The organism is Neobacillus pocheonensis (genome assembly GCF_050477905.1).
GTDB classification, from domain to species: domain Bacteria; phylum Bacillota; class Bacilli; order Bacillales; family Cytobacillaceae; genus Neobacillus; species Neobacillus pocheonensis_A.
Window position 1 is genome coordinate 118,030 of sequence record NZ_JBCNAD010000020.1, and the last position, 22,198, is coordinate 140,227.

At 39.9% G+C, this 22,198-nt stretch carries 24 protein-coding genes; 17 read left to right on the forward strand and 7 right to left on the reverse strand.

Annotation, left to right across the window (positions count from 1 at the left end):
* Positions 1 to 146: 146 nt before the first annotated feature.
* Both ABES02_RS10680 and ABES02_RS10685 read left to right on the forward strand, forming a co-directional pair.
* Positions 147 to 1,334 carry a chromate transporter gene (locus ABES02_RS10680; RefSeq protein ID WP_430134044.1) on the forward strand — a complete coding sequence of 396 codons (1,188 nt, stop codon included), beginning with the start codon at positions 147 to 149 and terminating at the stop codon, positions 1,332 to 1,334.
* A 74-nt stretch (positions 1,335 to 1,408) separates the two neighbouring features.
* A complete protein-coding gene (locus ABES02_RS10685) occupies positions 1,409 to 2,236 on the forward strand; it encodes a hypothetical protein (protein ID WP_430134047.1) in 828 nt (275 codons plus the stop codon).
* Positions 2,237 to 2,285: 49 nt separating this feature from the next.
* Here ABES02_RS10685 and ABES02_RS10690 read toward each other — a convergent pair whose 3' ends face one another.
* The 3 genes from ABES02_RS10690 to ABES02_RS10700 all read right to left on the reverse strand — a co-directional run bounded on the left by ABES02_RS10690 (position 2,286) and on the right by ABES02_RS10700 (position 4,555).
* The gene (locus ABES02_RS10690) at positions 2,286 to 3,032 is read right to left on the reverse strand and encodes an amino acid ABC transporter ATP-binding protein (protein WP_430134050.1); all 747 of its coding nucleotides are present in this window, start codon (positions 3,030 to 3,032) and stop codon (positions 2,286 to 2,288) included.
* A 15-nt stretch (positions 3,033 to 3,047) separates the two neighbouring features.
* Positions 3,048 to 3,707 carry an amino acid ABC transporter permease gene (locus ABES02_RS10695; RefSeq protein ID WP_430134053.1) on the reverse strand — a complete coding sequence of 220 codons (660 nt, stop codon included), beginning with the start codon at positions 3,705 to 3,707 and terminating at the stop codon, positions 3,048 to 3,050.
* Between the two features lie 71 nt (positions 3,708 to 3,778).
* Positions 3,779 to 4,555, reverse strand: coding sequence for a transporter substrate-binding domain-containing protein (locus ABES02_RS10700; RefSeq protein WP_430134056.1), 777 nt, complete (start codon positions 4,553 to 4,555; stop codon positions 3,779 to 3,781).
* Between the two features lie 341 nt (positions 4,556 to 4,896).
* Between ABES02_RS10700 and ABES02_RS10705 the strand changes: the two genes are divergently transcribed.
* The 4 genes from ABES02_RS10705 to ABES02_RS10720 all read left to right on the forward strand — a co-directional run bounded on the left by ABES02_RS10705 (position 4,897) and on the right by ABES02_RS10720 (position 8,283).
* Complete coding sequence (locus tag ABES02_RS10705; RefSeq protein ID WP_430134059.1) at positions 4,897 to 5,334, forward strand: hypothetical protein; 438 nt, start codon at positions 4,897 to 4,899, stop codon at positions 5,332 to 5,334.
* Entirely contained in the window at positions 5,321 to 6,691 is a 1,371-nt protein-coding gene (locus ABES02_RS10710) for a 4Fe-4S binding protein (RefSeq protein ID WP_430134062.1), read from the forward strand. Before ABES02_RS10705 ends, ABES02_RS10710 begins: the two co-directional genes overlap by 14 nt.
* Positions 6,692 to 6,895: 204 nt before the next feature.
* Positions 6,896 to 7,468 carry a YdhK family protein gene (locus tag ABES02_RS10715; protein WP_430134064.1) on the forward strand — a complete coding sequence of 191 codons (573 nt, stop codon included), beginning with the start codon at positions 6,896 to 6,898 and terminating at the stop codon, positions 7,466 to 7,468.
* An 80-nt stretch (positions 7,469 to 7,548) separates the two neighbouring features.
* Positions 7,549 to 8,283, forward strand: coding sequence for a sulfite exporter TauE/SafE family protein (locus tag ABES02_RS10720; RefSeq protein WP_430134067.1), 735 nt, complete (start codon positions 7,549 to 7,551; stop codon positions 8,281 to 8,283).
* A 95-nt stretch (positions 8,284 to 8,378) separates the two neighbouring features.
* On the opposite strand, the gene ABES02_RS10725 is transcribed toward ABES02_RS10720, so the two are convergent.
* Positions 8,379 to 9,032: a hypothetical protein gene (locus ABES02_RS10725; RefSeq protein ID WP_430134070.1), complete on the reverse strand. Its 654-nt coding sequence runs from the start codon at positions 9,030 to 9,032 to the stop codon at positions 8,379 to 8,381.
* Positions 9,033 to 9,167: 135 nt separating this feature from the next.
* On the reverse strand, positions 9,168 to 9,425 hold the full coding sequence (locus ABES02_RS10730; RefSeq protein WP_430134072.1) for a hypothetical protein: 258 nt from the start codon (positions 9,423 to 9,425) through the stop codon (positions 9,168 to 9,170).
* Between the two features lie 173 nt (positions 9,426 to 9,598).
* Here ABES02_RS10730 and ABES02_RS10735 point away from each other — a divergent pair, with 173 nt between their 5' ends.
* The 9 genes from ABES02_RS10735 to ABES02_RS10775 all read left to right on the forward strand — a co-directional run bounded on the left by ABES02_RS10735 (position 9,599) and on the right by ABES02_RS10775 (position 17,469).
* Complete coding sequence (locus ABES02_RS10735) at positions 9,599 to 9,940, forward strand: cupin domain-containing protein (protein WP_430134075.1); 342 nt, start codon at positions 9,599 to 9,601, stop codon at positions 9,938 to 9,940.
* A gap of 593 nt (positions 9,941 to 10,533) precedes the next feature.
* On the forward strand, positions 10,534 to 10,905 hold the full coding sequence (locus ABES02_RS10740) for an ArsR/SmtB family transcription factor (RefSeq protein ID WP_430134077.1): 372 nt from the start codon (positions 10,534 to 10,536) through the stop codon (positions 10,903 to 10,905).
* Entirely contained in the window at positions 10,898 to 12,970 is a 2,073-nt protein-coding gene (locus ABES02_RS10745) for a heavy metal translocating P-type ATPase (protein ID WP_430134079.1), read from the forward strand. The genes ABES02_RS10740 and ABES02_RS10745 overlap by 8 nt, the downstream gene beginning before the upstream one ends.
* A gap of 85 nt (positions 12,971 to 13,055) precedes the next feature.
* Positions 13,056 to 13,988, forward strand: coding sequence for a cation diffusion facilitator family transporter (locus ABES02_RS10750; protein WP_430134082.1), 933 nt, complete (start codon positions 13,056 to 13,058; stop codon positions 13,986 to 13,988).
* Between the two features lie 154 nt (positions 13,989 to 14,142).
* A complete protein-coding gene (locus ABES02_RS10755; RefSeq protein ID WP_430134085.1) occupies positions 14,143 to 14,283 on the forward strand; it encodes a hypothetical protein in 141 nt (46 codons plus the stop codon).
* Between the two features lie 151 nt (positions 14,284 to 14,434).
* The gene (locus ABES02_RS10760; RefSeq protein ID WP_430134088.1) at positions 14,435 to 14,698 is read left to right on the forward strand and encodes a YhdT family protein; all 264 of its coding nucleotides are present in this window, start codon (positions 14,435 to 14,437) and stop codon (positions 14,696 to 14,698) included.
* Positions 14,695 to 16,137, forward strand: coding sequence for a sodium/pantothenate symporter (panF, locus tag ABES02_RS10765; protein ID WP_430134091.1), 1,443 nt, complete (start codon positions 14,695 to 14,697; stop codon positions 16,135 to 16,137). The genes ABES02_RS10760 and panF overlap by 4 nt, the downstream gene beginning before the upstream one ends.
* 90 nt (positions 16,138 to 16,227) lie before the next feature.
* The gene (locus ABES02_RS10770) at positions 16,228 to 16,455 is read left to right on the forward strand and encodes a DUF2198 family protein (RefSeq protein ID WP_430134914.1); all 228 of its coding nucleotides are present in this window, start codon (positions 16,228 to 16,230) and stop codon (positions 16,453 to 16,455) included.
* A gap of 252 nt (positions 16,456 to 16,707) precedes the next feature.
* Positions 16,708 to 17,469 carry an MBL fold metallo-hydrolase gene (locus ABES02_RS10775; protein WP_430134094.1) on the forward strand — a complete coding sequence of 254 codons (762 nt, stop codon included), beginning with the start codon at positions 16,708 to 16,710 and terminating at the stop codon, positions 17,467 to 17,469.
* Between the two features lie 11 nt (positions 17,470 to 17,480).
* On the opposite strand, the gene ABES02_RS10780 is transcribed toward ABES02_RS10775, so the two are convergent.
* Both ABES02_RS10780 and ABES02_RS10785 read right to left on the reverse strand, forming a co-directional pair.
* Positions 17,481 to 17,900, reverse strand: a complete 420-nt coding sequence (locus tag ABES02_RS10780; RefSeq protein WP_430134097.1) for an Lrp/AsnC family transcriptional regulator — start codon at positions 17,898 to 17,900, stop codon at positions 17,481 to 17,483.
* Positions 17,901 to 17,980: 80 nt separating this feature from the next.
* A complete protein-coding gene (locus ABES02_RS10785; RefSeq protein ID WP_430134100.1) occupies positions 17,981 to 18,517 on the reverse strand; it encodes a pyridoxamine 5'-phosphate oxidase family protein in 537 nt (178 codons plus the stop codon).
* A 109-nt stretch (positions 18,518 to 18,626) separates the two neighbouring features.
* Between ABES02_RS10785 and ABES02_RS10790 the strand changes: the two genes are divergently transcribed.
* Both ABES02_RS10790 and ABES02_RS10795 read left to right on the forward strand, forming a co-directional pair.
* Entirely contained in the window at positions 18,627 to 20,033 is a 1,407-nt protein-coding gene (locus tag ABES02_RS10790; protein ID WP_430134103.1) for a PLP-dependent aminotransferase family protein, read from the forward strand.
* A 460-nt stretch (positions 20,034 to 20,493) separates the two neighbouring features.
* On the forward strand, positions 20,494 to 22,179 hold the full coding sequence (locus tag ABES02_RS10795; RefSeq protein ID WP_430134105.1) for a serine hydrolase: 1,686 nt from the start codon (positions 20,494 to 20,496) through the stop codon (positions 22,177 to 22,179).
* Positions 22,180 to 22,198: the final 19 nt, after the last annotated feature.

Genomic DNA, 22,198 nt, shown 5'->3' on the forward strand with positions numbered 1-22,198 from the left:
GAGCCGCGGCGGTTCTTCTTTTTTTAAAAATTCTTAATTTCTTACTCAAATTCTAATATAATTGAAGTAAATCATTGCTACTAGCACTTTTAAAGTGTTTTATCGGCGAATATAAAAAGCAAAGAAAAAATTGGGGATATATAATAATGAACCACAACAAAAATATTAAGTCACTCGTTGAAATCCTTTTGGTATCGACTAAACTAGGCTTAACCTCTTTTGGGGGACCAATCGCACATTTAGGTTATTTTTATGAAGAGTATGTTAAACGAAAAAAATGGATTGATGAAAAAAGTTATGCGGATTTGGTGGCTCTATGTCAATTCCTACCCGGCCCTGCAAGCAGCCAAGTTGGGATTGGCATCGGGGTTATCCGCGGCGGCTTCTTAGGAGGAATATTAGCATTCATTGGATTTACAGCGCCTTCCATGCTGGTGTTAATTTTCTTTGCGTTGATCCTGCAAGGATTGGAGATAAATGATGCTGGCTGGATTCACGGATTAAAAATCGTGGCTGTAGCAGTCGTTTCTCAAGCAATTTTCGGAATGGCACCCAAATTAACCCCTGATATTCAGAGAAAAGCCATTGCCTTAGTTGCGCTCGCAAGTACGTTATTGTGGCAAACCTCTGTTATGCAGGTTGGTATTATCGTATTTGCTGCAGTCGCCGGATTCGTGATCTATAAGCAGCACCAGGAAGATGATGAACCAGCCAATATTCATTTTCCATTGTCACATCGTTTTGCTGTGATTTGTTTAGCTCTGTTTTTTGGTTTATTGATAGTTCTGCCCATATTACGCACTATTACTTCAGCTAATTGGATAGTGGTATTTGATAGTTTCTATCGATCTGGTTCATTAGTTTTTGGCGGCGGTCATGTCGTGCTGCCATTACTAGAAAAAGAATTTGTTCCGGCTCATTGGTTAACGAAAGAAGAATTTCTGGCTGGATACGGGGCGGCTCAAGCTGTTCCGGGACCTCTATTTACCTTTGCTGCTTACATAGGGGCGGTTATCAATGGATGGAGAGGGGGCATTTTCGCTACTGTTGCCATTTTCCTACCCGCATTTCTTCTCATTTTCGGAACGTTGCCTTTTTGGAACTCGCTAAGACGAAATCCAAAAATTAAAGGAGCGTTGATGGGGGTGAATGCCGCAGTTGTTGGCATTTTAATAGCAGCCTTGTATAACCCGATTTGGACAAGCTCCATTCAATCCTCAAAGGATTTTGCTTTTGCCGCCGTATTGTTCTCAATGCTGGTGTATTGGAAGCTCCCGCCTTGGGTTATCGTCATTACAGGGGCTGTTGGCGGGTCCCTTTTAGAGCTTTTTTAGTAAAAAAAGGCTATATCGTATAAAACATAATTCAATAACTGAAAATATCCCTAAATGACGACGGGGGTATCTATTTGAGTATTGGAATAGTGTCTTATTTGGCTCTTCTATTATTAGCTATTTTCGCAGCCGGTACAGCTTATTGGAAATGCAGAAATCCCCGATTATTTATCCTCTTTTTTGCCGTTTCGGGATTAACGATGTTTTTCGACTACCTGATTTATGTGTGGGGAAAAGCCTATACTTATCACCCAGATATTACTGATGGGAAATATGATACACATCTTGGGGCCATTGTTAATGGTTTAATCCTTCCGGCATTTGCCGTTTTGTATGTAGCCTTTAATGGCAAATGGTATGGGAGTGTCCTATTGGCTGGATTTTTTTCAGGAATTGAATTTTTATTTAAGGAGTGGGGAGTGTATAAAAGTAATTGGTGGAAGATTTGGTACACTTTCAGTTTACTTATTTTTTATTTTCCCATTATTAAAATTTGGTGGGGCAGGGTAACGAATTCGCCAGGAAAGTGGCTATCCTATTGGACCTTATTTTCGTTCTTTTTTGTCCTATATGTTCAATTAAATATACTCATCTATGGCTTGCTTGAACTGAAAACATTTCATGTTGAATGGATCGAGCATTTACATCGGGACAGTGCTGCTTTGAATAGTATTAATGCCCTTTTATTTAGTTCAATACTTGCTTTTTTATGTATTCTACATGCACGTCAGTTTTGGTACTACCTCATGCTGTGTGTGTATATTATTTATTATTTTATTTTAAAAAATTTAGGCATCATTCAGACTGATCATTTATTTTTGGATTTTATTTTTAGTTTTATCGCATTCTTAATACCGCTTGTAGCAGTTAAATATGCAGGACCAAAAATAGTCCAAAATTAAGAAAAAAGAGACCGCACGATTACTGCGGTCTTTTCATTGTTCAAGATAATTATTTTAAACTTCGATTTAAGAAAGCTTTCGTTCGCTCATTCTGAGGGCTTGTAAACAACTCAGCAGGAGAACCAGATTCAACAATTTCCCCATTATCCATAAAAATAACCCTGTTAGCTACTTCCTTAGCGAATCCCATTTCGTGAGTGACCACAATCATAGTCATATGTTCTTGTGCGAGCTCCTTCATCACTTGCAATACTTCACCTGTCAATTCTGGGTCCAATGCCGAAGTTGGTTCATCAAATAAAAGAATGTCCGGATTCATCATTAAAGCTCTCGCAATCGCAACTCGTTGTTTTTGTCCGCCTGAAAGCTTGGCGGGATAAGCTGATGCCCGGTCAGCGAGACCAATTTTTTTTAAGAGATCACTGGACCGTTGTTGAATTTCCGTCAGAGATTCTTTTTTTGCCATTTTGGGGGCAAGTTCTAAATTCTCTTTAACCGTGAGATGCGGAAAGAGGTTAAAATGCTGAAAGACCATACCCATCTTCGCGTTAATCTGTTTAATCTCTTGCGGTTTGGTATAGACTCCATCTCTTACTAAATAATTGCCGGAAACACAGATACTGCCACCATCTATCTTTTCAAGATGAACCAAACTTCGAAGCATCGTACTTTTTCCAGAACCAGAGGGACCAATGACAGCAACAACATCATTTTTATTGACATCAAACGAGATGTTTTTAAGAACATCCATCTTGCCGTACGATTTTTTAAGATTAGATATTTCAATGATAGCCATTTTTACCACTCCTTCCTATTCAAATCTGAACCTTCGTTCGAGTCCTTTAAAGACCATGGTTAAAATGAGCGTCATAATTAAATAAATGATCCCTGCCACAAAGAATGGCATAATGGTAAAATCTCGATTAACGGCCGTCTGTGCAAAATGAAGCAGTTCTGGTACGGCAACGGCATAGAGAAGAGCCGTATCCTTAACGAGTGTAACCGATTCATTCGCAACAGCCGGAAGGGCAATTCGAAACATTTGCGGCAGGATAATCCGTGTCATTGTCTGCCATTTACTCAATCCAAGAACTTGGGATGCCTCATATTGACCTTTATCTATCGCCAGAAGACCACCGCGAAAGATTTCAGCAAAATAGGCGGCATAATTCAATATAAAACCTAAACAGGCCGCGACAAAGCGATCTAATACCAAGTATTCACCTATAACCGGAAGCATTGGCAGGCCGAAGCAGATAAACAGGAGTTGTAGCAATAGCGGTGTACCGCGCATGATATAAATATAGCTTTCTGCTAGCCAGGATAGCGGTCTAAAAGAGCTTTTTACCGCAAGGGTTAATAGAAATCCAAATGGAATGGATACGACAATTGCAATCAAAAACAACAGAACTGTCATTTGTGCCCCTTCGAGCATCGGTTTGAGTATGGAAATCAGATAATCTAAAGACATAAAAGGATTCCTCCAAAAACAAAACAGGCTTCCTCAGATGCAAGGAAATCCTGTCTGCCTAATATTCGTTTTTACTTTAATACTTTCTCTACGCCAAACCATTTTTTCGAAATCTGAGCGGCAGTGCCATCCTCATTCAACTCATCAAGTGCTTTTTGAAGCTTTTTCAATAATTCCTCGTTACCTTTTTTTACGCCAATTCCATATTCTTCAGGTGCAAGAGATTCACCGAGAACTTTAAAGGACTGTTTCTCTTTTGTCATGTAATAGTTGATGACGACCTCGTCAATAACCACCGCATCCAAACGGCCGCTCTTTAAGTCGGATAAGGCTTGTACATTATCTGCAAACTCTGTCACCGTCTTAATCTTCGCTTTGATTGGCGAAGCATCCAAGGCATCTGCTGCAGAAGAAAGGGATTGAAGCCCGACAATTTTGCCTGCCAAATCATCCATTTTGGTAATATTTGAATCGGCCTTCGTAACAACAACCTGTGCATTTTTTAAATATGGTTTTGTAAAAAGAACTTTCTTTTTACGGTCATCTGTAATTGTGTAGCCGTTCCAAATGAGATCAATCCGACCGCTGCTTAGCTCCGCTTCTTTTGTACTCCAGTCGATGGGTTGGAACTTAACTTTGTATCCCATTTTTTCTGCCGCTGCGTTCGCGTAGTCAATGTCAAAACCAACGATTTTATTGTTTTCATCGCGGAAACCCATTGGGGCAAATTTATCGTCGATGCCAATGACAAGTGTGTTGTCCTCTTTCCCCGCTGACTTAGAGGAGCATCCTGTGACGATTGTGAATAATGCTGCTATTACTAGAATTATAGTTGCTAGACGCTTCATATCGTATTCAACCACCTTAATTGTATATTTTGCTTTAGTGCGTTACCATATTATCACTCTACCAAATTATAACGCCATAATATTGATTATTACAATAGTCCTATTAATAATAGTAAAATTGTGAAAATTGCATCGATTTTAAAAATAGCTTAATGCTTGGGATTGTTAAGTTAAATTGAGCTGTAGTGATTTTTACAAATCTATGAACATATGAAATCGAGAATGTTTTTTCATATAAAATGCATTAAAAATGCACGGATTCTGCAAATTTTCCCTCTACATTTAAGGTAATTACTAAAACCAACATTTTCTAATTACTTAACCTTGTGGAGGTGGAAAAATTGAAAAAGGCATTTTTATTTTTATTTGCAGTAGGTTTCATCCTCTCATTTGATGGAAGGGCATTAGCAGAGGAAGGTCATTCGCTTGACCAAAAAATGAATCATGAAAACATGGACCATGAAAGCATGAATAATGACGGCATGGATCATGAGAGCATGAATCATGAAACTGGAAATACAGCAACTTCTTCAGAACATGCCAATCATGGTGAAGGTCAGCAGAGTAATATGGAAGGCATGAACCATGACAACAATAACGACATGGAAGGCATGAACATGGATGGGAACGGTGGTCATGATCATCATGCGCCTGTAGTGGAATCACTGCCGAACTATAAAGTGTTAGGAACATTTGGAGCAGTAAATCTTTCATTTATCTTAATAGGGGTTTGGAATAAATGGTTTAGAAGGAAGGGACTAACCAATGGCAATGCCTGAGAATAAATTAAAACCAGAAAAGCAACCTTTTAATCTCCTATCCATCCCGGTGATGGAAAAATTCGTTAAAAGCAAATGGTATCCAGGAATCTTCCAGTGGATCGTTATCTCTGTATTTTCATTTATTGTTTATGAATTAGTCATGGGAACAGTGGACCCAAGTAAAAACTTTGGAACTACCATGACCTGGGTGTTATGGTGGCCGATTATTCCGATTCTATTTTTAGTTGCCGGCCGCTTCTGGTGCGCAATTTGTCCGTTTGGCAAATTAAGTGATATTGTTCGGAAATTTGTCGGTAGCAAACGTCCGATGCCAAAGTTTTTAAGAAAATATGGAATTTGGCTTATCGATTTATTCTTTATTGCTATCACTTACAGTGACCACGTGTGGGGAATTGTTGAGTCACCTCGAGGTTCAGGTTATCTGCTGCTCTTACTCGTCACGATGGTTGTTGCAACTTCTGTTTTCTATGAAAGAAGAACCTTCTGTAAGACACTTTGTTTTCTTGGCGGCCTTGCTGGAAACTATTCCCGCTCCGGTGCCCTTAAAGTACAAGCAACACCTGATATTTGTAAAACCTGTAAAGTTCAATCCTGCTACAAAGGAACTGAGGGTGTGGAAGGATGTCCAATGTTTCAGTTTCCACGGACAATGGAGTCAAGTGCAGATTGTAATATTTGCGGGAACTGTGTGAAAAACTGTCCAAATAATTCAGTGAAAATTACAACAAGAGTTCCTACAAAAGAGTTATGGGGCTTAAAAAATCCAAAGCTTGAGAATGCTTCTCTCGCTGCTGTTATTATGGGTATCGTCTTCGTACAAAACATTACAATGCTTGAACCTTGGCAGAAAATTTTAAATGCAATTGGAGCAGTTACTCATACATCTAATTATAATGTTAACTTTACGATCGCTTTTATCATTGCGATGGCATTACCGATTCTATTATTATTAGGAACAGCAAAACTAGCATCACTTTTTGGTATGGAAGGTACAGTAAAAAAGAACTTTACACTTTTTGGATATGCGATTATTCCTCTAGACTTAGCTGGCCACTTAGCTCATAACTTGTTCCATATCTTCACTGAGGGTAAGGCAGTGTGGTTTAACTCCAGCAGATTATTTGGAGTTGATTCTACTCCAGCAAGTTTAAGTCTTGCTTCAACTCCAACTGTTCAAATGATACAATATATCGTTATCGCAATCGGATTAGTCGGTACTTGCTACGTTGTGTACAGAATGGGTAAAAGCAAAAAGACATCTTTTACAGCAATGCTTCCATATTACGTACTCATGACTGTCCTAGCGATCACGAATATTTATTTATTCTCACTTCCGATGATGCATAGAGTTTAATAAAATTTGCTTTGAAAAAATGACACCGTCAAATCAACCTATTATTAATTGTTGATTTGGCCGGTGTCTTTTTATGGAATCCCTCTAAGCTGTCTATCATCTAATAAAGGATCTTACATTACTACTTTGGTTATATAAAAATCCATAATTTCTGCACATTTTTATCGTAAAATACTTTAGAAACTAAGTTATTAGGAGGATACCATGAAAAATAATAAATTTTTGTTAGGGATTATTTCTTTAGTGTTAATGTTTATGTTGTCTGCTTGTGCTAGTGATAGTACTGTGGAGAGTGATATTGAAAGTAAAAATATGGACCATAAAAGTATGAATATGGACAATATGGAACATTCTGGTTCAGGGGAAATTCCTGAAGGTTTAAAAGTAGAAGAGAATCCAACCTATAAAGTTGGAAGCCAAGCAAATATAAAAGGGTCACACATGGAAGGAATGGAAGGAGCGAAAGCAACAATCGTGGGTGCATATGCTACGACAGCTTATGTTGTTTCCTATACCCCGACAAATGGTGGAGAAAAGGTGACAAATCATAAATGGGTTATTCAAGAAGAAATTAAAAATGCTGGAAGTGAAACCCTAAAACCAGGAACAAAGATTACCATAGAAGCAGACCATATGGAAGGTATGAAGGGGGCAACGGGGACAATTGATTCAGCAGAACACACAACTGTATATATGATTGATTACACTCCTACTAAGGGCGGAGAAAAAGTCAAAAATCATAGATGGGTAACAGAAAGTGAACTTTCAGCTAAATAACTTTTTTGAAAAACTATCCATAATTTCTGCATCACTTTATGGTAAGCTTTTGTCAATCCAATATGATTTAAGGTGATGAAATGTACAGTATACTGAGTCAATTTAGCACATATGTAAGCAAGCCCTTTTTCAATATGGCATATAGTTTAGAGGCATTGCCCATTTTCTTTGCTTTAGTTTTAGGACTTGTAGGGGCGCTTGCACCTTGTCAGCTCACGGGGAATATCAGTGCAGTAACACTGTATGGCAATTGCTCTTTTCAAAAGAAGATAGCCTGGAAAGATGTTATCTTTTTCACTATGGGTAAAATAGCAGCTTTTTCTTTATTAGGTGTATTAGTGTGGCTGCTCGGAAGGGAAATTGAACAAAATCTAACTGTCTATTTTCCGTGGCTGCGTAAGATTATGGGACCCTTATTAATAATAGTTGGTTTGTTTATGATTGGATTGATTAAATTGAAAGGAACGATTAACTTATTTAAGGGAGCAAAAGAGTACAAGCACGAAAATCCATTCGGTTCCTTTATGCTTGGTTTTAGTTTTTCCTTGGCATTCTGCCCGACTATGTTTATTTTATTCTTTGTTACCTTAATGCCAGTGGTGTTGTCTAGTTCATATGGGTTCATTCTTCCTCCTATTTTTGCAATTGGAACGGCTATACCGCTTTTGATCGTTATTTTTATCATTTGGTACCTGGGCGGCAGTGGTGTCATAATGAAAAAAGGCAGAAAGTTTGGCACGGTCATTCAGCGGTTTGCAGGTTTTGTAATGTTAGTATTGGGGATATTTGATACTATAACCTATTGGTCTTTATAAATAAGCTTTGTGCTAAACAAAAAAACAACGACATATTGAACTGACCTACTGATTTGATCACAAGAAAAAACACTTATGCTACCTGTTCCCTATACTCAACTGGTGACAGGTATAATCATTCGGTTGCAGCCGATTTCAAAAAATAGTCCAGCGAAAGCACCCAAATCTTTTGAAAGACAGTCCCTGTACTGTTCGTTTGCTTGAATAATTTTTGCTCTCATTTCTAAGTAGGCTTCCCAAGAACCTAACTTGATTTTTTCATTAAATAAAAGATTAAAGCCGTTGACGATCGCCGTATTAAAGGGAGGAAAAAGGGTCGGATGTAAAAAATATAATATATTGGCAACCGCAGGTCCAAGTCCTTTAATTTTTAATTGGTCTAAAGTTTTGATTTCAGTAATAACTTTTTCTGGACTACTGGTCTCTAAACATGCTTTTAAAAAACGCCCAAACGCTTTTTTATTGTGATAGTTCTCATAAATGTCGGGGATTCTTAATTTTGGTTTCCAATAAAACGCGTGGGCAGCACCTTCGAATACTTGTTTTTGTTCGGAAATTGCCGTAACCACCATTTCAAGGCTTGACCCTTTAAAGTCATTACCAAACGTATCCCCTTCTATTTCTTTAATGACTTTCAGTAATCCTTTTCGAATGGTTCGAAAGGCTTTTAATCGATCATCACTATGTAAAAACCAAGTGTGGTAAACAGATTCCTGGTCACTTTTATATAAATCTATTAGTGATTTCATATTTTTTTCCCTTCTATTTTTTGAACCCTATTATAGAAGATTGTTTATTGGGAGGATATGACAAAAATCATTCTGATATGGCAAGCAAAAGGTCTGGTAAAATTACCAGACCTTTTGCTAAAGGCACCCACTTTTTTAAAAGGAGTTCATCATATCTTTGCTTTTCATTTCCTTTTGCTTGCTGTCATCCATCATGCCGCCTTTTCCATGACAGGCTTTGTACATGTCCTTTAATTCCTGTTTAGATGAATCTGGATGCATTTTTTGCATAAAGGGAAGCATTTTTTCAAAATTCAAACCATTATCAGAGTTGTTTGTACCTGCTGCAAATACTGCTGTCCCTGCCCCAAGAATTAAAGTGGCACTGAAAATTCCGGCTGCCAACCTTTTCATTTTTCTCCAACTCCTTTCTTTTATCGGCTTCATCATAACGCTAAAATAAGCAGAGAAAATGGATTTTTCGTGTTGAAATTGTGAAGATTACCAGTTATTACATAAAAACATCTCATTGAAAAATATTAAGAAGGTTGACTTATGGAGGTTTGAAAGGAGAAGGACGAACACATATGAAAAAACAAAAGATAAGTGAATTTGTTGAGTACAATAATGAAAAATTCACAAAACGCATTATGTTTAAAGAGGGAGACAGTACGGTTTTTGTTTTGAACTTTGAACCGGGGCAATCACTGCCTACACATAAACATCCAGGCTCTCACGTCTATCTGCTAGTTTTACAAGGACAAGGTGTGTTTACAATCAATAACGAAAAAGTTGAAGTCGAAAAAGATGACGTTGTCTTGTGCACTGGAGAGGAAGAGATGGCATTTACTAATACCGGAACAACGAATTGCAGCCTTTATGTAAATCTAAATAAAATACCAAATGAAAGATATGCAGAAAATATTTGATTTCTGAATGGTTTCGCCGATAAAACTGCGCTTTTCCGGGCTCTAAATTAGACTTGAACATAGCTATTTTATATTAAATCAGTTGTGTCAATAAAAAATTTATATTTTATCTGCGGAAAAAACAACTTTATCTGCGAAAAGTACCATTTTATCTGCGAAAAGTACCATTTTATCTGCGAAAAATCGAACTTTATCTGCGAAACCATCCCATTTATCTGCGAAACACACACCTAACAGATTTTAAATGGAAAAAAGTCGATTTTAAAAAAAATAGTGCAGAAACGCCAGACAATTGGAAAGGAGCAGTCGAGGGTGTCTGGTTCAATTGGCACATAAGGCAAAAAAGGCTCATAAACTACTGAAAATTCATCATGTTCAAACCTCTTTCCTAGTAAAAACAATCGTATTTTCCTTCAGCCTCAACCTCCCAATGCAAAATCAATAAATGTCCCCAAGTCTGCTTCATCATCCATGCGGGCTAATCAGCTTTACAAAATTCCTCCCTTCAAAAAAAACAAAATTCATTGACATTCAAACCACCATTTGAATAAGATATAATCAAACGAACATTTGAATGAAGAAGGTGACAGTAGATGAAGGATCGCGATGTTTGCGAGATTACCTGTGTGGATAGCGAAAAAACCGCCAGAGTGCAGCAACAGCTTGAAAAAAGCAGCGATGTCCTGGAAGTAACGAAGCTGTTTAAAGCATTGTCGGATGAAACGCGAATGAAAATCGCCTATGCTCTAACGCTTGAAGACGAGCTTTGCGTCTGTGATGTGGCCAATATTGTCGGGGCAACGACCGCGACAGCCTCCCATCATTTACGTCATCTTAAAAGTCTCGGTCTTGCTAAATACCGCAAAGAAGGCAAGCTAGTCTATTATTCCCTTGATGACGACCATGTAAAGCAATTAATCCATATCGCATTCGCACACCAAGAAGAGGTGGCTAGCCGTGAGTGAACCGATTGAAAAACAAGTCTATCGTGTCCAAGGCTTTTCCTGAACGAGCTGTGCCGCAAAGTTCGAAAAGAACGTACAGCACCTGGATGGTGTTGTTGACGCAGCCGTAAACTTTGGTGCTTCCAAACTTACAGTCTATGGAAACACCAGCCTTGAGGAATTACAAAAAGCAGGCGCTTTTGAAAAATTAACCATTTATCCAGAAAAAGAAAAACAGCCAATCACACCGAAAGAACCATTTTGTAAGCGATATTTACTGCTCGGGTTTTCGGTACTATTTCTGCTCGCAGGTTATCTTTTTTCTGAAAACATTCTCTTTGCCGCGGCCATCCTCCTAGGTGGATTCCCGTTATTTAAAAACGGCTTAAAAAATTTGCTTCAGCTCGAATTCGATATGAAGACTCTGATGACCATCGCCATCATCGGAGCAGCTATTATCGGTGAATGGCAAGAAGGGGCAGTTGTGGTCATTCTGTTTGCGATCAGTGAGGTACTAGAAAGCTATTCGATGGATAAAGCTCGCGCCTCGATTCGTTCGCTGATGGAAATGGCGCCGACAGAAGCGCTGGTTGTTCGGAACAACAAAGAAGTTTTACTGAAAGCTGATGATATTGAAATAGGCGATATCATGCTCGTTAAGCCGGGGCAAATGATTGCGATGGATGGCGTGATTATCGAGGGTAACTCATCGGTCAATCAAGCAACTATTACGGGTGAATCGGTGCCGGTGGAAAAAGCCGTTCAAGACGAAGTGTTCGCCGGAACATTAAATGAAGAAGGATTTTTGAAGGTAAAGGTCACTAAGTTATCAGAGGATACTACAATAGCTCAAATTATTCATTTAGTTGAGGAGGCTCAGGCGGAAAAAGCACCGTCACAGCGCTTTGTTGACAGATTTGCTAAGTACTATACCCCGGTGATCATAATAATTGCCGCCCTTGTCGCAGTGGTTCCTCCATTGTTTTTCGGAGCTATCTGGCAAGCGTGGATATACCAGGGCTTGGCCGTTCTAGTCGTCGGCTGCCCATGTGCGCTCGTCATTTCCACTCCTGTTTCGATCGTGACTGCGATCGGCAATGCCGCTCGGAATGGTGTACTCATCAAAGGCGGCAGCTTTTTAGAGGAGGCTGGTGCGCTAAAGGCAATTGCTTTCGATAAAACGGGAACCTTAACAAAAGGGGTTCCTGTTGTAACGGATTTCCTTAATTATAGTAACGATGAAATGCTTTTTGAAAAAATGGCTGCACTCGAAAGCCGGTCACAGCATCCGCTCGCTGCAGCGATTATTAAAAAAGCTTCATCATTTGACTACCAAGTGGAGAATTTCAGCTCGATAACAGGTAAAGGAATAATGGGATCCATTAATGGAACAGCATTCAGGGTTGGAAACGTAAAGTTGTTCGACGAAATTCCAAACGAAATTCAAAACCAAATCACCACGCTGCAAAATCAAGGCAAAACGGTCATGATTGCCGGGTACGACAAAGAAATCCTCGCTCTTATCGCGGTAGCCGATGAAGTAAGAGAAACCAGCCGTCAAGTGATCGAGCGACTCTGTCAGTTGGGAATACAAAATACCATACTGCTGACCGGAGACAACGAAGCAACCGCAAGGGCAATCGGGCGTCATGCCGGGGTGTCCACAATCGAAGCGGAGTTGCTTCCAGAGGAAAAATTAGATTTTATCAAAAAACTACAAGCACAATTTGGCCGAGTCGCCATGGTAGGGGATGGCGTCAATGATGCACCGGCATTAGCCGCAGCAACCGTTGGAATCGCGATGGGCGGCGCTGGAACCGATACAGCACTAGAAACCGCCGATATTGCCTTAATGAACGATGATTTGAAAAAGCTTCCGTTTACCATCAAGCTAAGCCGGAAAACTCTGCAAATTATTAAGCAAAATATCACCTTATCCATCGTTGTAAAATTCTTAGCCCTATTACTTGTTGTACCAGGCTGGCTGACTTTGTGGATTGCGATTTTTGCCGACATGGGCATGACCTTGCTTGTCACATTAAATGGGTTAAGACTTTTAAGAGTGAAAGATGAATCGAAAATTTAGAAACAGAAAACAATAACCTTAATCGTAACTTTTTCGTTTTAGAAATAGAAAGAGCTACTCTATACGGAGAGCTGGGGGGATAAACATGGGTCACCATCACCATCATCATGGCCATTCACACGGCCACTCACATGGCCATTCATATACTAGCAATAAAAAAGCTTTATTAAGTTCCTTCCTATTAATAGCAGCCTTTATGGTAGTTGAAGTCATCGGGGGCATCGTCACAAACAGCCTGGCGCTCTTGTCAGATGCCGGCCACATGCTCAGCGATGCAGCAGCTCTAGGATTAAGCTTTTATGCAATCAAGCTTGGGGAAAAACAGGGCTCGCAAGAAAAAACCTATGGGTATAAACGGTTTGAAATCATCGCGGCCGCCTTAAATGGCTTAACGTTAATCATTATATCGTTATACATTTTCTATGAAGCGATCGGCCGTTTCCTGGCACCACCGGATGTGCAAAGTAAAGGGATGCTGATGATTTCCATTACCGGTTTAGTGGTCAACATCCTCGCTGCTTGGATATTAATGAAGGGTGACAAGGAAGAAAACCTGAATGTCAGAAGTGCCTTCTTACATGTGCTTGGCGATATGCTCGGTTCAGTCGGAGCAATTGTCGCAGCCCTCTTGATCATGTTTTTCGGCTGGGGTATCGCAGACCCTATAGCGAGCGTGATTGTGGCTGGACTAATCCTCATCAGCGGTTACCGCGTCACCAAGGATTCTTTCCATATTTTAATGGAAGGAACACCGGAGCAAATTGATATGAAGCAGGTAAAAGAGGCACTACGGAGAATCCCGCTCGTAAAAGAAGTCCATGATTTGCATATTTGGACGATTACATCAGGATATCCGGTCTTAAGCTGCCATCTTACCATCTCTGATGAAGGGGTTCATGATGAAATATTGTCCCAATCGCAGCGCATTCTTCATGATGATTTTCATATTGAACATAGCACCATTCAAGTCGAAAAAGCAGCTAATGGCTGTCCCAGCCCGCATGGGACGTGTAATTAAATTCGCTCAAAGTTCTTCGCTACATTATAAGTAAACATCAAAAACCACGGTCAGATTTAATACTGTGGTTTTTTTATTGATTTTAATGTTTTTCCTCATTTCTACATATTGGTGCCTATAATCAGCGTACCATCGAGATGTTCCAATCGAGTATTTGAATGAAAATGGTGCCATGCGAACCGGAAGGGTCCTTGTCGGGAAAAGCTGCTACTACTTCCATAACACCGGTGCCATGGCCAATAACACAAAAATAGGCGGCTACAAACTTGGTCCAACCGGGGCCATGATTAAATAACATAATAAAAACCTTTTTAAGATGTTTTGTTTCATTAGATACATCTTAAAAAGGTTTTTTTGCGCTTTTTGCTTTACCGATTCAATATGTTTGGTAAAATGTTCAATATTAGTTAAAAATAACAGCACTTAATTTATGAGGAGGAATACCATTGGACAAACGTTTCAAGATTGCCCACAGGGAAGCTTTAATTGGAGTCATCCTTGTCATCATCAATTTTATCTGGTGGTATGGGTTTGGTTACGGGCTTGGTTCCGCCAAAGTGGAAAATTACTCGTACATATTCGGTTTACCTGCCTGGTTCTTTTACAGCTGTATTTTAGGCTCGATTGTTATAATCGTTCTTGTTATCCTCGCTGTGAAATTTCTTTTTAAGGATGTTCCCTTTGAAGAGGAAGAGGGGGATGTGAAATGAACTGGGCCGTCATAACCCCGTTACTTATTTTTCTGCTTATTATTTTTGCTGTCGGCTTTTGGTCAAATAAATTTGTTATCAAGTCGAATTCATTTTTGGAGGAATACTTTTTAGGTGAGCGGCAAATGGGGGGCTTCATCTTAGCGATGACGATGGTAGCCACCTACGGAAGTGCCAGCAGTTTTATCGGCGGTCCTGGTGTTGCTTATACGAAGGGGTTAGGCTGGGTATTGTTGGCCATGGCTCAGTTAGCAACAGGCTATTTTGTCCTCATGGTATTAGGAAAGAAATTCGCCATCGTCGCCCGTCAATACAAGGCGATCACCTTAATCGACTTTTTAAAAGAGCGCTATAAAAGTAAAGCTGTCGTGTTGATTTCTGCTGCTAGTATTATCATTTTTCTTTTTTCATCGATGACAGCGCAATGGATTGGCGGGGCACGTCTCGTTGAGTCCTTGACAGGCCTGCCTTATACATATGCCTTATTGATTTTTGTCGGGTCAGTTCTCCTATTTGTCATTGTCGGCGGCTTCAGAGCAGTTGCGTTAACGGATGCGGTTCAAGGTGTCGTTATGTTTATGGGGACTTTAATTCTTCTCATCGCAACTATCAAGGCAGGCGGAGGAATCCCTAAAATCATCTCCGATTTAGCGGCTGAAAATCCGAATTTAATCAGTCCGTTCGGTGCTGACCGCGAATTAACGCCTGCCTATGTTTCGTCTTTTTGGATCTTAGTTGGCGTCGGTGTTGTTGGGCTCCCGCAGATTACCGTCCGTGCGATGTCTTATAAAAATTCTAAGGCAATGCATAGTGCGATTATTATCGGAACGATTGTCGTGGGCTTTATCATGCTTGGCATGCACCTTATCGGCGTTTTTGCAAGACCCGTTCTTCCTGGTGTGAAAATTGGCGATACCGTGATGCCGTTATTATCGATGAAAGTGTTGCCTCCGTTTGTCGCAGGCATAGTTTTGGCCGCACCAATGGCGGCGATTATGTCGACTGTGGATGCCCTGCTTATTTTAGTTAGCTCCGCTATAGTTAAAGATATTTACTTGAATTACATCAAACCACAAGCCAGTGATGCTCATATCAAAAAAGTAAGCTTTAGTGTCACGGCCATAGTTGGGATTCTAGTTATTTTTCTTGCACTGCGTCCGCCTGATTTAATTGTTTGGCTGAATCTCTTTTCCTTTGGCGGCTTGGAATCGGTGTTTATTTGGCCAGTAGTATTGGGCCTTTATTGGAGCAAGGGGAATAAATATGGTGCCATCACATCGATGGTTTTGGGAATGGGTTCGTATATATTTTTAGATCGATTCCATCCCAATACTTTCGGCGTTCATACGGTTGTGGTGCCGATTGCACTCTCTTTGATTGGATTTGTGTTTGCAAGTTTTGTGACCCGTCAAAATGTTAAAAGCAATTTGCCCTTATAAGGAATCATATTTTTGTTGCAATTTTATGAATTAATTTTTAAAATTAATGAACAGAAATAAATGAGGTGGGGGTCCCCTGTGGTTACGTTTATGGAATACGTATCGGCGCTTATTTTGCCAGGGTTATTAGTTTTGCTTTTTACACGGGTCACATACAATCGTATTATTGGACTTGTCTTAACCGTCGCGCTAATTGCCGGCTCCGTTTATAAAGGTTATACCAGTACGTTTGTTTTAATAGTCATTGATGCCTTCTCGCTAACCGCCGGTTTTTGGCTGGCTGCCAAAATGAGGCCGCGTGCAGTGAAAAATAGCTAGGTTTTAAAATAGAATGTAAGTCTGCCTGAAAATGGCAGGCTTTTTTTCTTTGTCAACACCACATCGAATAATACGAACCCCAATTCCAAATTTTCCAGAAGAATCAATTACATTAATAAATAATGAGCTCCAAATTTCTTTCAGGAATCAATAAAAAACGTATATATGCTTTCACTTTTCAATGGGAAGTTCAGAAGGTTTTTTCTATAATAATGATAAAGCTAATCACATAAAAATCCCAGGAGTGATATTATGGACATTCAATTAATCAGACATTCAACAATTAAGATTAGGTTCAATCAATTAACTTTCTTGGTCGACCCGATGTTAAGCGCTAAAGAGGAGATGGACCCGGTGACTAATGCAGCCAATAGCTTCAGAAACCCGCTGGTCGATTTACCGCTTCCAATAGAAGAGATTCTACATGGGGTAGATGCAGTGATTTTAACTCATACCCATCGGGACCATTTTGACGATCCCGCAATCAGAACACTGTCAAAAGAATTACCCATCTTCTGCCAGCCAGAAGACGAACAAAAATTGGTGGATCTCGGATTTTCAAACGTCACCAAAATAAGTGATCAAGGATATTGGAACGGAGTTCAGCTTACGAGAACAGGTGGTCAGCATGGAACAGGCGAATTAGGCAAACAAATGGGTCCGGTATCAGGTTTTATCATGAAAGCGGAAGGTGAACCTTCCTTGTACATTGTCGGTGATTCGATTTGGTGTAAAGAGGTTGAGGATGCCTTAACGGAACATTCACCTGAAATCATCCTTGTAAATGGCGGTGAAGCGCAGTTCTTGGCAGGGGATCCAATCACAATGGGAATAAAAGACATTGAAAAAGTGAGTTTGGCGGCCCCATCAGCCAAAATCATGGTTGTTCATATGGAGAGTTGGAATCATTGCTTATTGAGCAGGGAAGTGCTGAGAGGCTATATCGGATACAATCGATTAAGAAATGTGATCGTTCCGGAAAACGGAGAAATAGTTAAATATTCATTGATTTAAGATAAGTGGTCCTATTTAATCTTCTCGATGGAGAGTTTAACTTTATAATTGCCAAAAGAAAGAATCCTATCGAGGAGTTCTACTAAGTCAGCTTGGGTTGGCACCATAATTTTCAGGGAATAACATCCTTCTCCGCTAATCCTAAAGGCTTCGATAATTTCTTTCTGGGAATGGATAAAGTTGTGGAAGGAAGCATGGTTGGTTGTTTTCATAAATACGGTGACTAAGGCAATAATGGGGCTCCCCAGCAACTTTCTATTTATTTTGACAGTGTAACCTTCAAGTATCCCTAACTCTTCCAACTTATCAATGCGCGCTGCAACAGCCTGCCCGGTCATATGCACGAGAGAGCCGATTTCTTTCCAGGTTATTCGTGAATTTTTTTCTAGAATTTCAAGGATTTTCAAATCCACTTCGTCAAATGCAGCCACTGTTACCCCTCAATTTTTAGTTTAATATCATGCTATATGAAAGAAAGTCACGTGTAAACATACTCGTGACTTTTTTCCTTTTATTCCTCTTCTTTTACTTTTTTTCCGTGATAAAACATTTTTTCTAGCTGAACAGGATTTTCTTTGGCTGTTAATTCAACGGCTTTAATTTTATAAACAGCGGTTTTGCTTCCTAAAGAAGAACGGTATTTTTCCACGTGTGAACTTGACAATGCTCTATCATAATAGCAGGGAACATACTTATCGAGCATTTTTTGCATGGCCAAAACCGCCTCATCAAGATTGTACACTTTCTCTGCTTCGCCAAAAATCATGACACTCATGTAGGCAGTATCCGTTTTAGCAGGCACTGGATCAGAAATGGTGCCAAGGTCAGCGCTGACCGTAAAGCAGACCTTCGGATTTTTTTCAATTATATCCACCTTACGTCCTTCACTAGCTCCATGAAAATAGATCGCACCGTCCAGCCATACAAAATTTAGTGGAATAGTGTATGGGGCATCATTATCTGCCAATCCTAAAAATCCCGTTTTCTCTGTTTCTAAAAAACGATTTATTTTTTGATGATCAGTGCATTCTAACGTCATTTGTCTCATATTACTGACTCCCTTTCTTAAATCATGTTACACTCATAATAAAAATTAATTGTACCTGTTAAAAGTGACAGTTTTTAAAAATTTTATAGGGTCAGAAGGGGAGTTACATGTGCAAATCACTCCATTTTTAAAAAAAGAAGATAAGGTTCCAATTTATATCCAACTCTATCAGTTTTTTCGAGAGGAGATTGAAAAGGGCTCAATTTTAACAGGAGAAAAACTCCCTTCAATCAGGGAACTCTCACAATCTTTAAATATAAGCCGGAACACTGTTGATACAGCCTATCAACAACTGATTGCAGAAGGATATGTGGAAAGCAGGGAAAAAAGCGGCTTATTTGTCTTGGAATTAGAGGATTTTCCGCTGCATCCAAACAAGGAGATTCAAAATGTAATTGAATCATGTCCCTTACTTGAAAAAGAAAGTTTAATAGATTTTCAATATGGGGATATTGAACTGGAGCGTTTTCCGTTAAAAGTCTGGAAAAAATGCTTAATCGATGCTATTGATGCCCCCACTCAGGAAGTGTTCTCTTATGGGGATAAACAAGGCCATTATGGATTACGAAGTGAAATTGCGGCTTATTTGTATCAAGCGCGCGGTGTTCGCTGTTCCGCGGATCAGATCATTCTCACCGCAGGAACCCAAGCGGCTATTAATGTGTTGATTCAGTTATTGTCGCTTCAAAACCACAATGTAGCGCTTGAAAATCCCGGATATGATGGTGTTCGCTATGTGTTTGAAAGTCAAAATTGCGAAGTCGTTCCTATTTCTTTAGAGGAGGATGGAATTAATATAGATGAGCTGTGGCTGAGTTCAGCGAAATGTGTGTATGTGACTCCTTCACACCAGTTTCCAATTGGCATGATTTTGCCTGTGCAAAAAAGGATGAAGTTGCTGCATTGGGCCGGAAAACAGCAAACCTATATCATTGAGGACGATTATGATGGGGAATTCCGTTATGCGGGCCAGCCAATTCCTTCCTTAAAATCATTGGATACCGATGATAAGGTGATATACTTAGGGACCTTTTCAAAGGCTTTTCTTCCAGCAGCTAGAGTTACTTACATTGTTTTACCAGAGCCGCTTGTTTACATCTATCGATCCAAGCTTTTCTTTTATAGTCAAACAGTGTCGCCGCTCATCCAAGAGGCACTATATCGTTTTATGAAAGAAGGGCATTTTGGGCGACATATTCGAAAAATGAGAAAAATTTATCAAGGAAAACAGGCAGCGCTGTTAAAAGCGATAGAATTTTATTTAGGTGACAAGGTTAATATAATTGGACAAAAAGCTGGTCTTCATTTATTGCTAAAGCTAAAAGGCATCGACTCCAAACAATTGGCTGCAAGGGCGGAGGAATTTGGGGTAAAGATTTATTTAACAGAAAAGTTCTGGTTGAAAAAAACATCAAAGTTCGACCAGACTATAATGCTCGGTTTTGGCGGTTTAAGTGTGGAGCAGATTCAAAGGGGAATTCGTCAGCTCGGGAAGGCTATTCAAACATTTAACTAATGTTGTAATAAAAAATCAAAAAAATCCATTGTTTTTTGAAATTTTAATTTATATAATAAAAATAGACATGATTTGGTAAGGGCATCAACCTCTAGAAAAACTTCCATCCTTATGAAATGCCTACTAGAAATATTCTACATAGTAAAACTGAACTGATGATAAACTCCAAAAAACAATAAAGTGTGTAAAATCCAAAATCTATCATAAATAGTAGGTTGGATTTTACGCACTTTTCATCTAATTGCGGCTAGGTTATCTTTATAGGGATTACGGACTACGAATCGTATAAGGGTAATAGCTTTGGCCTATTACATAGAAAAAATCGTAGGTCTTTAGTGGTATAGACAACTATACCTATTTGGTTATTTTTTTTATTAAATTGTAAGCGAATCCATTATTACGGCTTCTGAATGGAAACGCTTATGATTATATAAATTACATCAATTATAGGGGAGGAAGTATGAAGAGAAAAACGTTAATCATCTTATCTATTTGCACTGTTTTTTTAGGGACCACTACTGTTTTTGCGAATGGGGACTCAGCCACTGTTCCATCGATTGAAAAGCATGAAAAAGAAAGTTATTTCAAGTCTCAGAAACCGCACCCAGTGTTTACATGGAATTCTACTGTCATCCCGGTTTCGAGCGTATTACATTCTGGATCGCCGAGAGGAGCAGGTATGGAAGCAGCACCACTTGAGAAAATCGATCAGATAATGGACCAAGCGATTGCAGATAAGGTTATGCCTGGTGCCGTTGCCTTTGTAGCACGCGGCGGAAAGATTGTTAAACACTCTGCTTACGGTTATTCGGCTCAATATGTTGATGGGAAGTTGACGGAAATGGAGCATCCGATTCCGATGAAGGAGGATACCATTTTTGATTTAGCGTCGATTAGTAAAATTTTCACAGCTGTTTCGGTCATGAAGCTATATGAAAAAGGATTATTTCAGCTCGACGATCCGGTTGCCAAGTATATTCCGGAATTTGCACAAAATGGTAAAGAGCACGTTACGATACGTCAGTTATTAACGCACACTTCCGGTTTTACCGCTTGGATTCCCTTATATACACAGGGGAAATCACGGGCTGATCGCCTCCAGCTTGTATTTGAGCAGCCACTTAAGAACCCTCCTGGGACTGCTTATGAATATAGCGACTTAAACATGATTACCCTAGGAGCACTAGTAGAGCGATTGTCAGGTCAACGTGAGGATGTTTTCGTGAAGGAGAATATCACCGTTCCATTAGGGATGAAAGATACGATGTATAATCCCCCATCCTCGTTGAAAAACCGGATCGCGGCAACGGAATACCAATCCACTCCTAACAGAGGTCTTGTGTGGGGAGTGGTTCATGACGAAAATGCGTGGTCACTTGATGGGGTGGCGGGACATGCAGGAGTATTTTCGACGGCGGAAGATCTCGCAAAGCTGGCCCATATTTTCCTGAATGATGGAAAATATGGCGGAGCAAGAATTTTAGAGCCTGCAACGGTTAAGCTTTTATTAGAAAATCAAAACGAAGCCTTTCCTGGTAATGACCACGGACTTGGCTGGGAGCTAGGGCAAAGCTGGTACATGGATGCCTTATCAGAAGGGACCTATTCCTTTGGACATACAGGGTATACAGGGACCTCAATTGTCGTAAGCCCCAACAATAAAACGATTGCGATTTTGTTGACCAACCGCGTCCATCCATCAAGGAGGACCGTGTCAACAAATCAAACGAGAAGATTGTTTGCACGGCAGGTCGCTGACTCGATTCCGGTGTCCATTCCTGGTAACGGCTCAGCTTGGTTTGCAGGATATGGAGATAAACTCAGTAGAGAAATGGAGGCTGACCTTCAGCTAAAAGAGGACGCAAAACTGACCTTTGCAACCTGGCATAGGATCGAGGATGGCTGGGATTATGGATATGTAGAAGCCTTTATTGACGGTTCGTGGGAAAAACTGGACGGGTGCACCGGGGTCAGCAGCGGCTGGGAGAATGTTGAATTAACCATTCCAAAAGCTGCAACAAAATTACGTTTTGTTTATCAAACAGATTCCTCCGCAAACGGCCGCGGTTGGTATGTTCTTAATCCGAAACTAAACTCAGAAGCACTGAACCTTACGAAAAATGACTGGGAATTAAGAGACTATTAAATAGAGAAGGGGAGAGGCA

Excerpts from the sequence above, each read along its gene's own strand:
- ABES02_RS10680 (WP_430134044.1), top strand. The coding sequence starts at position 147 with ATGAACCACAACAAAAATATTAAGTCACTCGTTGAAATCCTTTTGGTA.
- ABES02_RS10690 (WP_430134050.1), bottom strand. The coding sequence starts at position 3,032 with ATGGCTATCATTGAAATATCTAATCTTAAAAAATCGTACGGCAAGATG.
- ABES02_RS10695 (WP_430134053.1), bottom strand. The coding sequence starts at position 3,707 with ATGTCTTTAGATTATCTGATTTCCATACTCAAACCGATGCTCGAAGGG.
- ABES02_RS10700 (WP_430134056.1), bottom strand. The coding sequence starts at position 4,555 with ATGAAGCGTCTAGCAACTATAATTCTAGTAATAGCAGCATTATTCACA.
- ABES02_RS10710 (WP_430134062.1), top strand. The coding sequence starts at position 5,321 with ATGGCAATGCCTGAGAATAAATTAAAACCAGAAAAGCAACCTTTTAAT.
- ABES02_RS10715 (WP_430134064.1), top strand. The coding sequence starts at position 6,896 with ATGAAAAATAATAAATTTTTGTTAGGGATTATTTCTTTAGTGTTAATG.
- ABES02_RS10720 (WP_430134067.1), top strand. The coding sequence starts at position 7,549 with ATGTACAGTATACTGAGTCAATTTAGCACATATGTAAGCAAGCCCTTT.
- ABES02_RS10725 (WP_430134070.1), bottom strand. The coding sequence starts at position 9,032 with ATGAAATCACTAATAGATTTATATAAAAGTGACCAGGAATCTGTTTAC.
- ABES02_RS10730 (WP_430134072.1), bottom strand. The coding sequence starts at position 9,425 with ATGAAAAGGTTGGCAGCCGGAATTTTCAGTGCCACTTTAATTCTTGGG.
- ABES02_RS10735 (WP_430134075.1), top strand. The coding sequence starts at position 9,599 with ATGAAAAAACAAAAGATAAGTGAATTTGTTGAGTACAATAATGAAAAA.
- ABES02_RS10740 (WP_430134077.1), top strand. The coding sequence starts at position 10,534 with ATGAAGGATCGCGATGTTTGCGAGATTACCTGTGTGGATAGCGAAAAA.
- ABES02_RS10750 (WP_430134082.1), top strand. The coding sequence starts at position 13,056 with ATGGGTCACCATCACCATCATCATGGCCATTCACACGGCCACTCACAT.
- panF (WP_430134091.1), top strand. The coding sequence starts at position 14,695 with ATGAACTGGGCCGTCATAACCCCGTTACTTATTTTTCTGCTTATTATT.
- ABES02_RS10770 (WP_430134914.1), top strand. The coding sequence starts at position 16,228 with ATGGAATACGTATCGGCGCTTATTTTGCCAGGGTTATTAGTTTTGCTT.
- ABES02_RS10775 (WP_430134094.1), top strand. The coding sequence starts at position 16,708 with ATGGACATTCAATTAATCAGACATTCAACAATTAAGATTAGGTTCAAT.
- ABES02_RS10785 (WP_430134100.1), bottom strand. The coding sequence starts at position 18,517 with ATGAGACAAATGACGTTAGAATGCACTGATCATCAAAAAATAAATCGT.
- ABES02_RS10795 (WP_430134105.1), top strand. The coding sequence starts at position 20,494 with ATGAAGAGAAAAACGTTAATCATCTTATCTATTTGCACTGTTTTTTTA.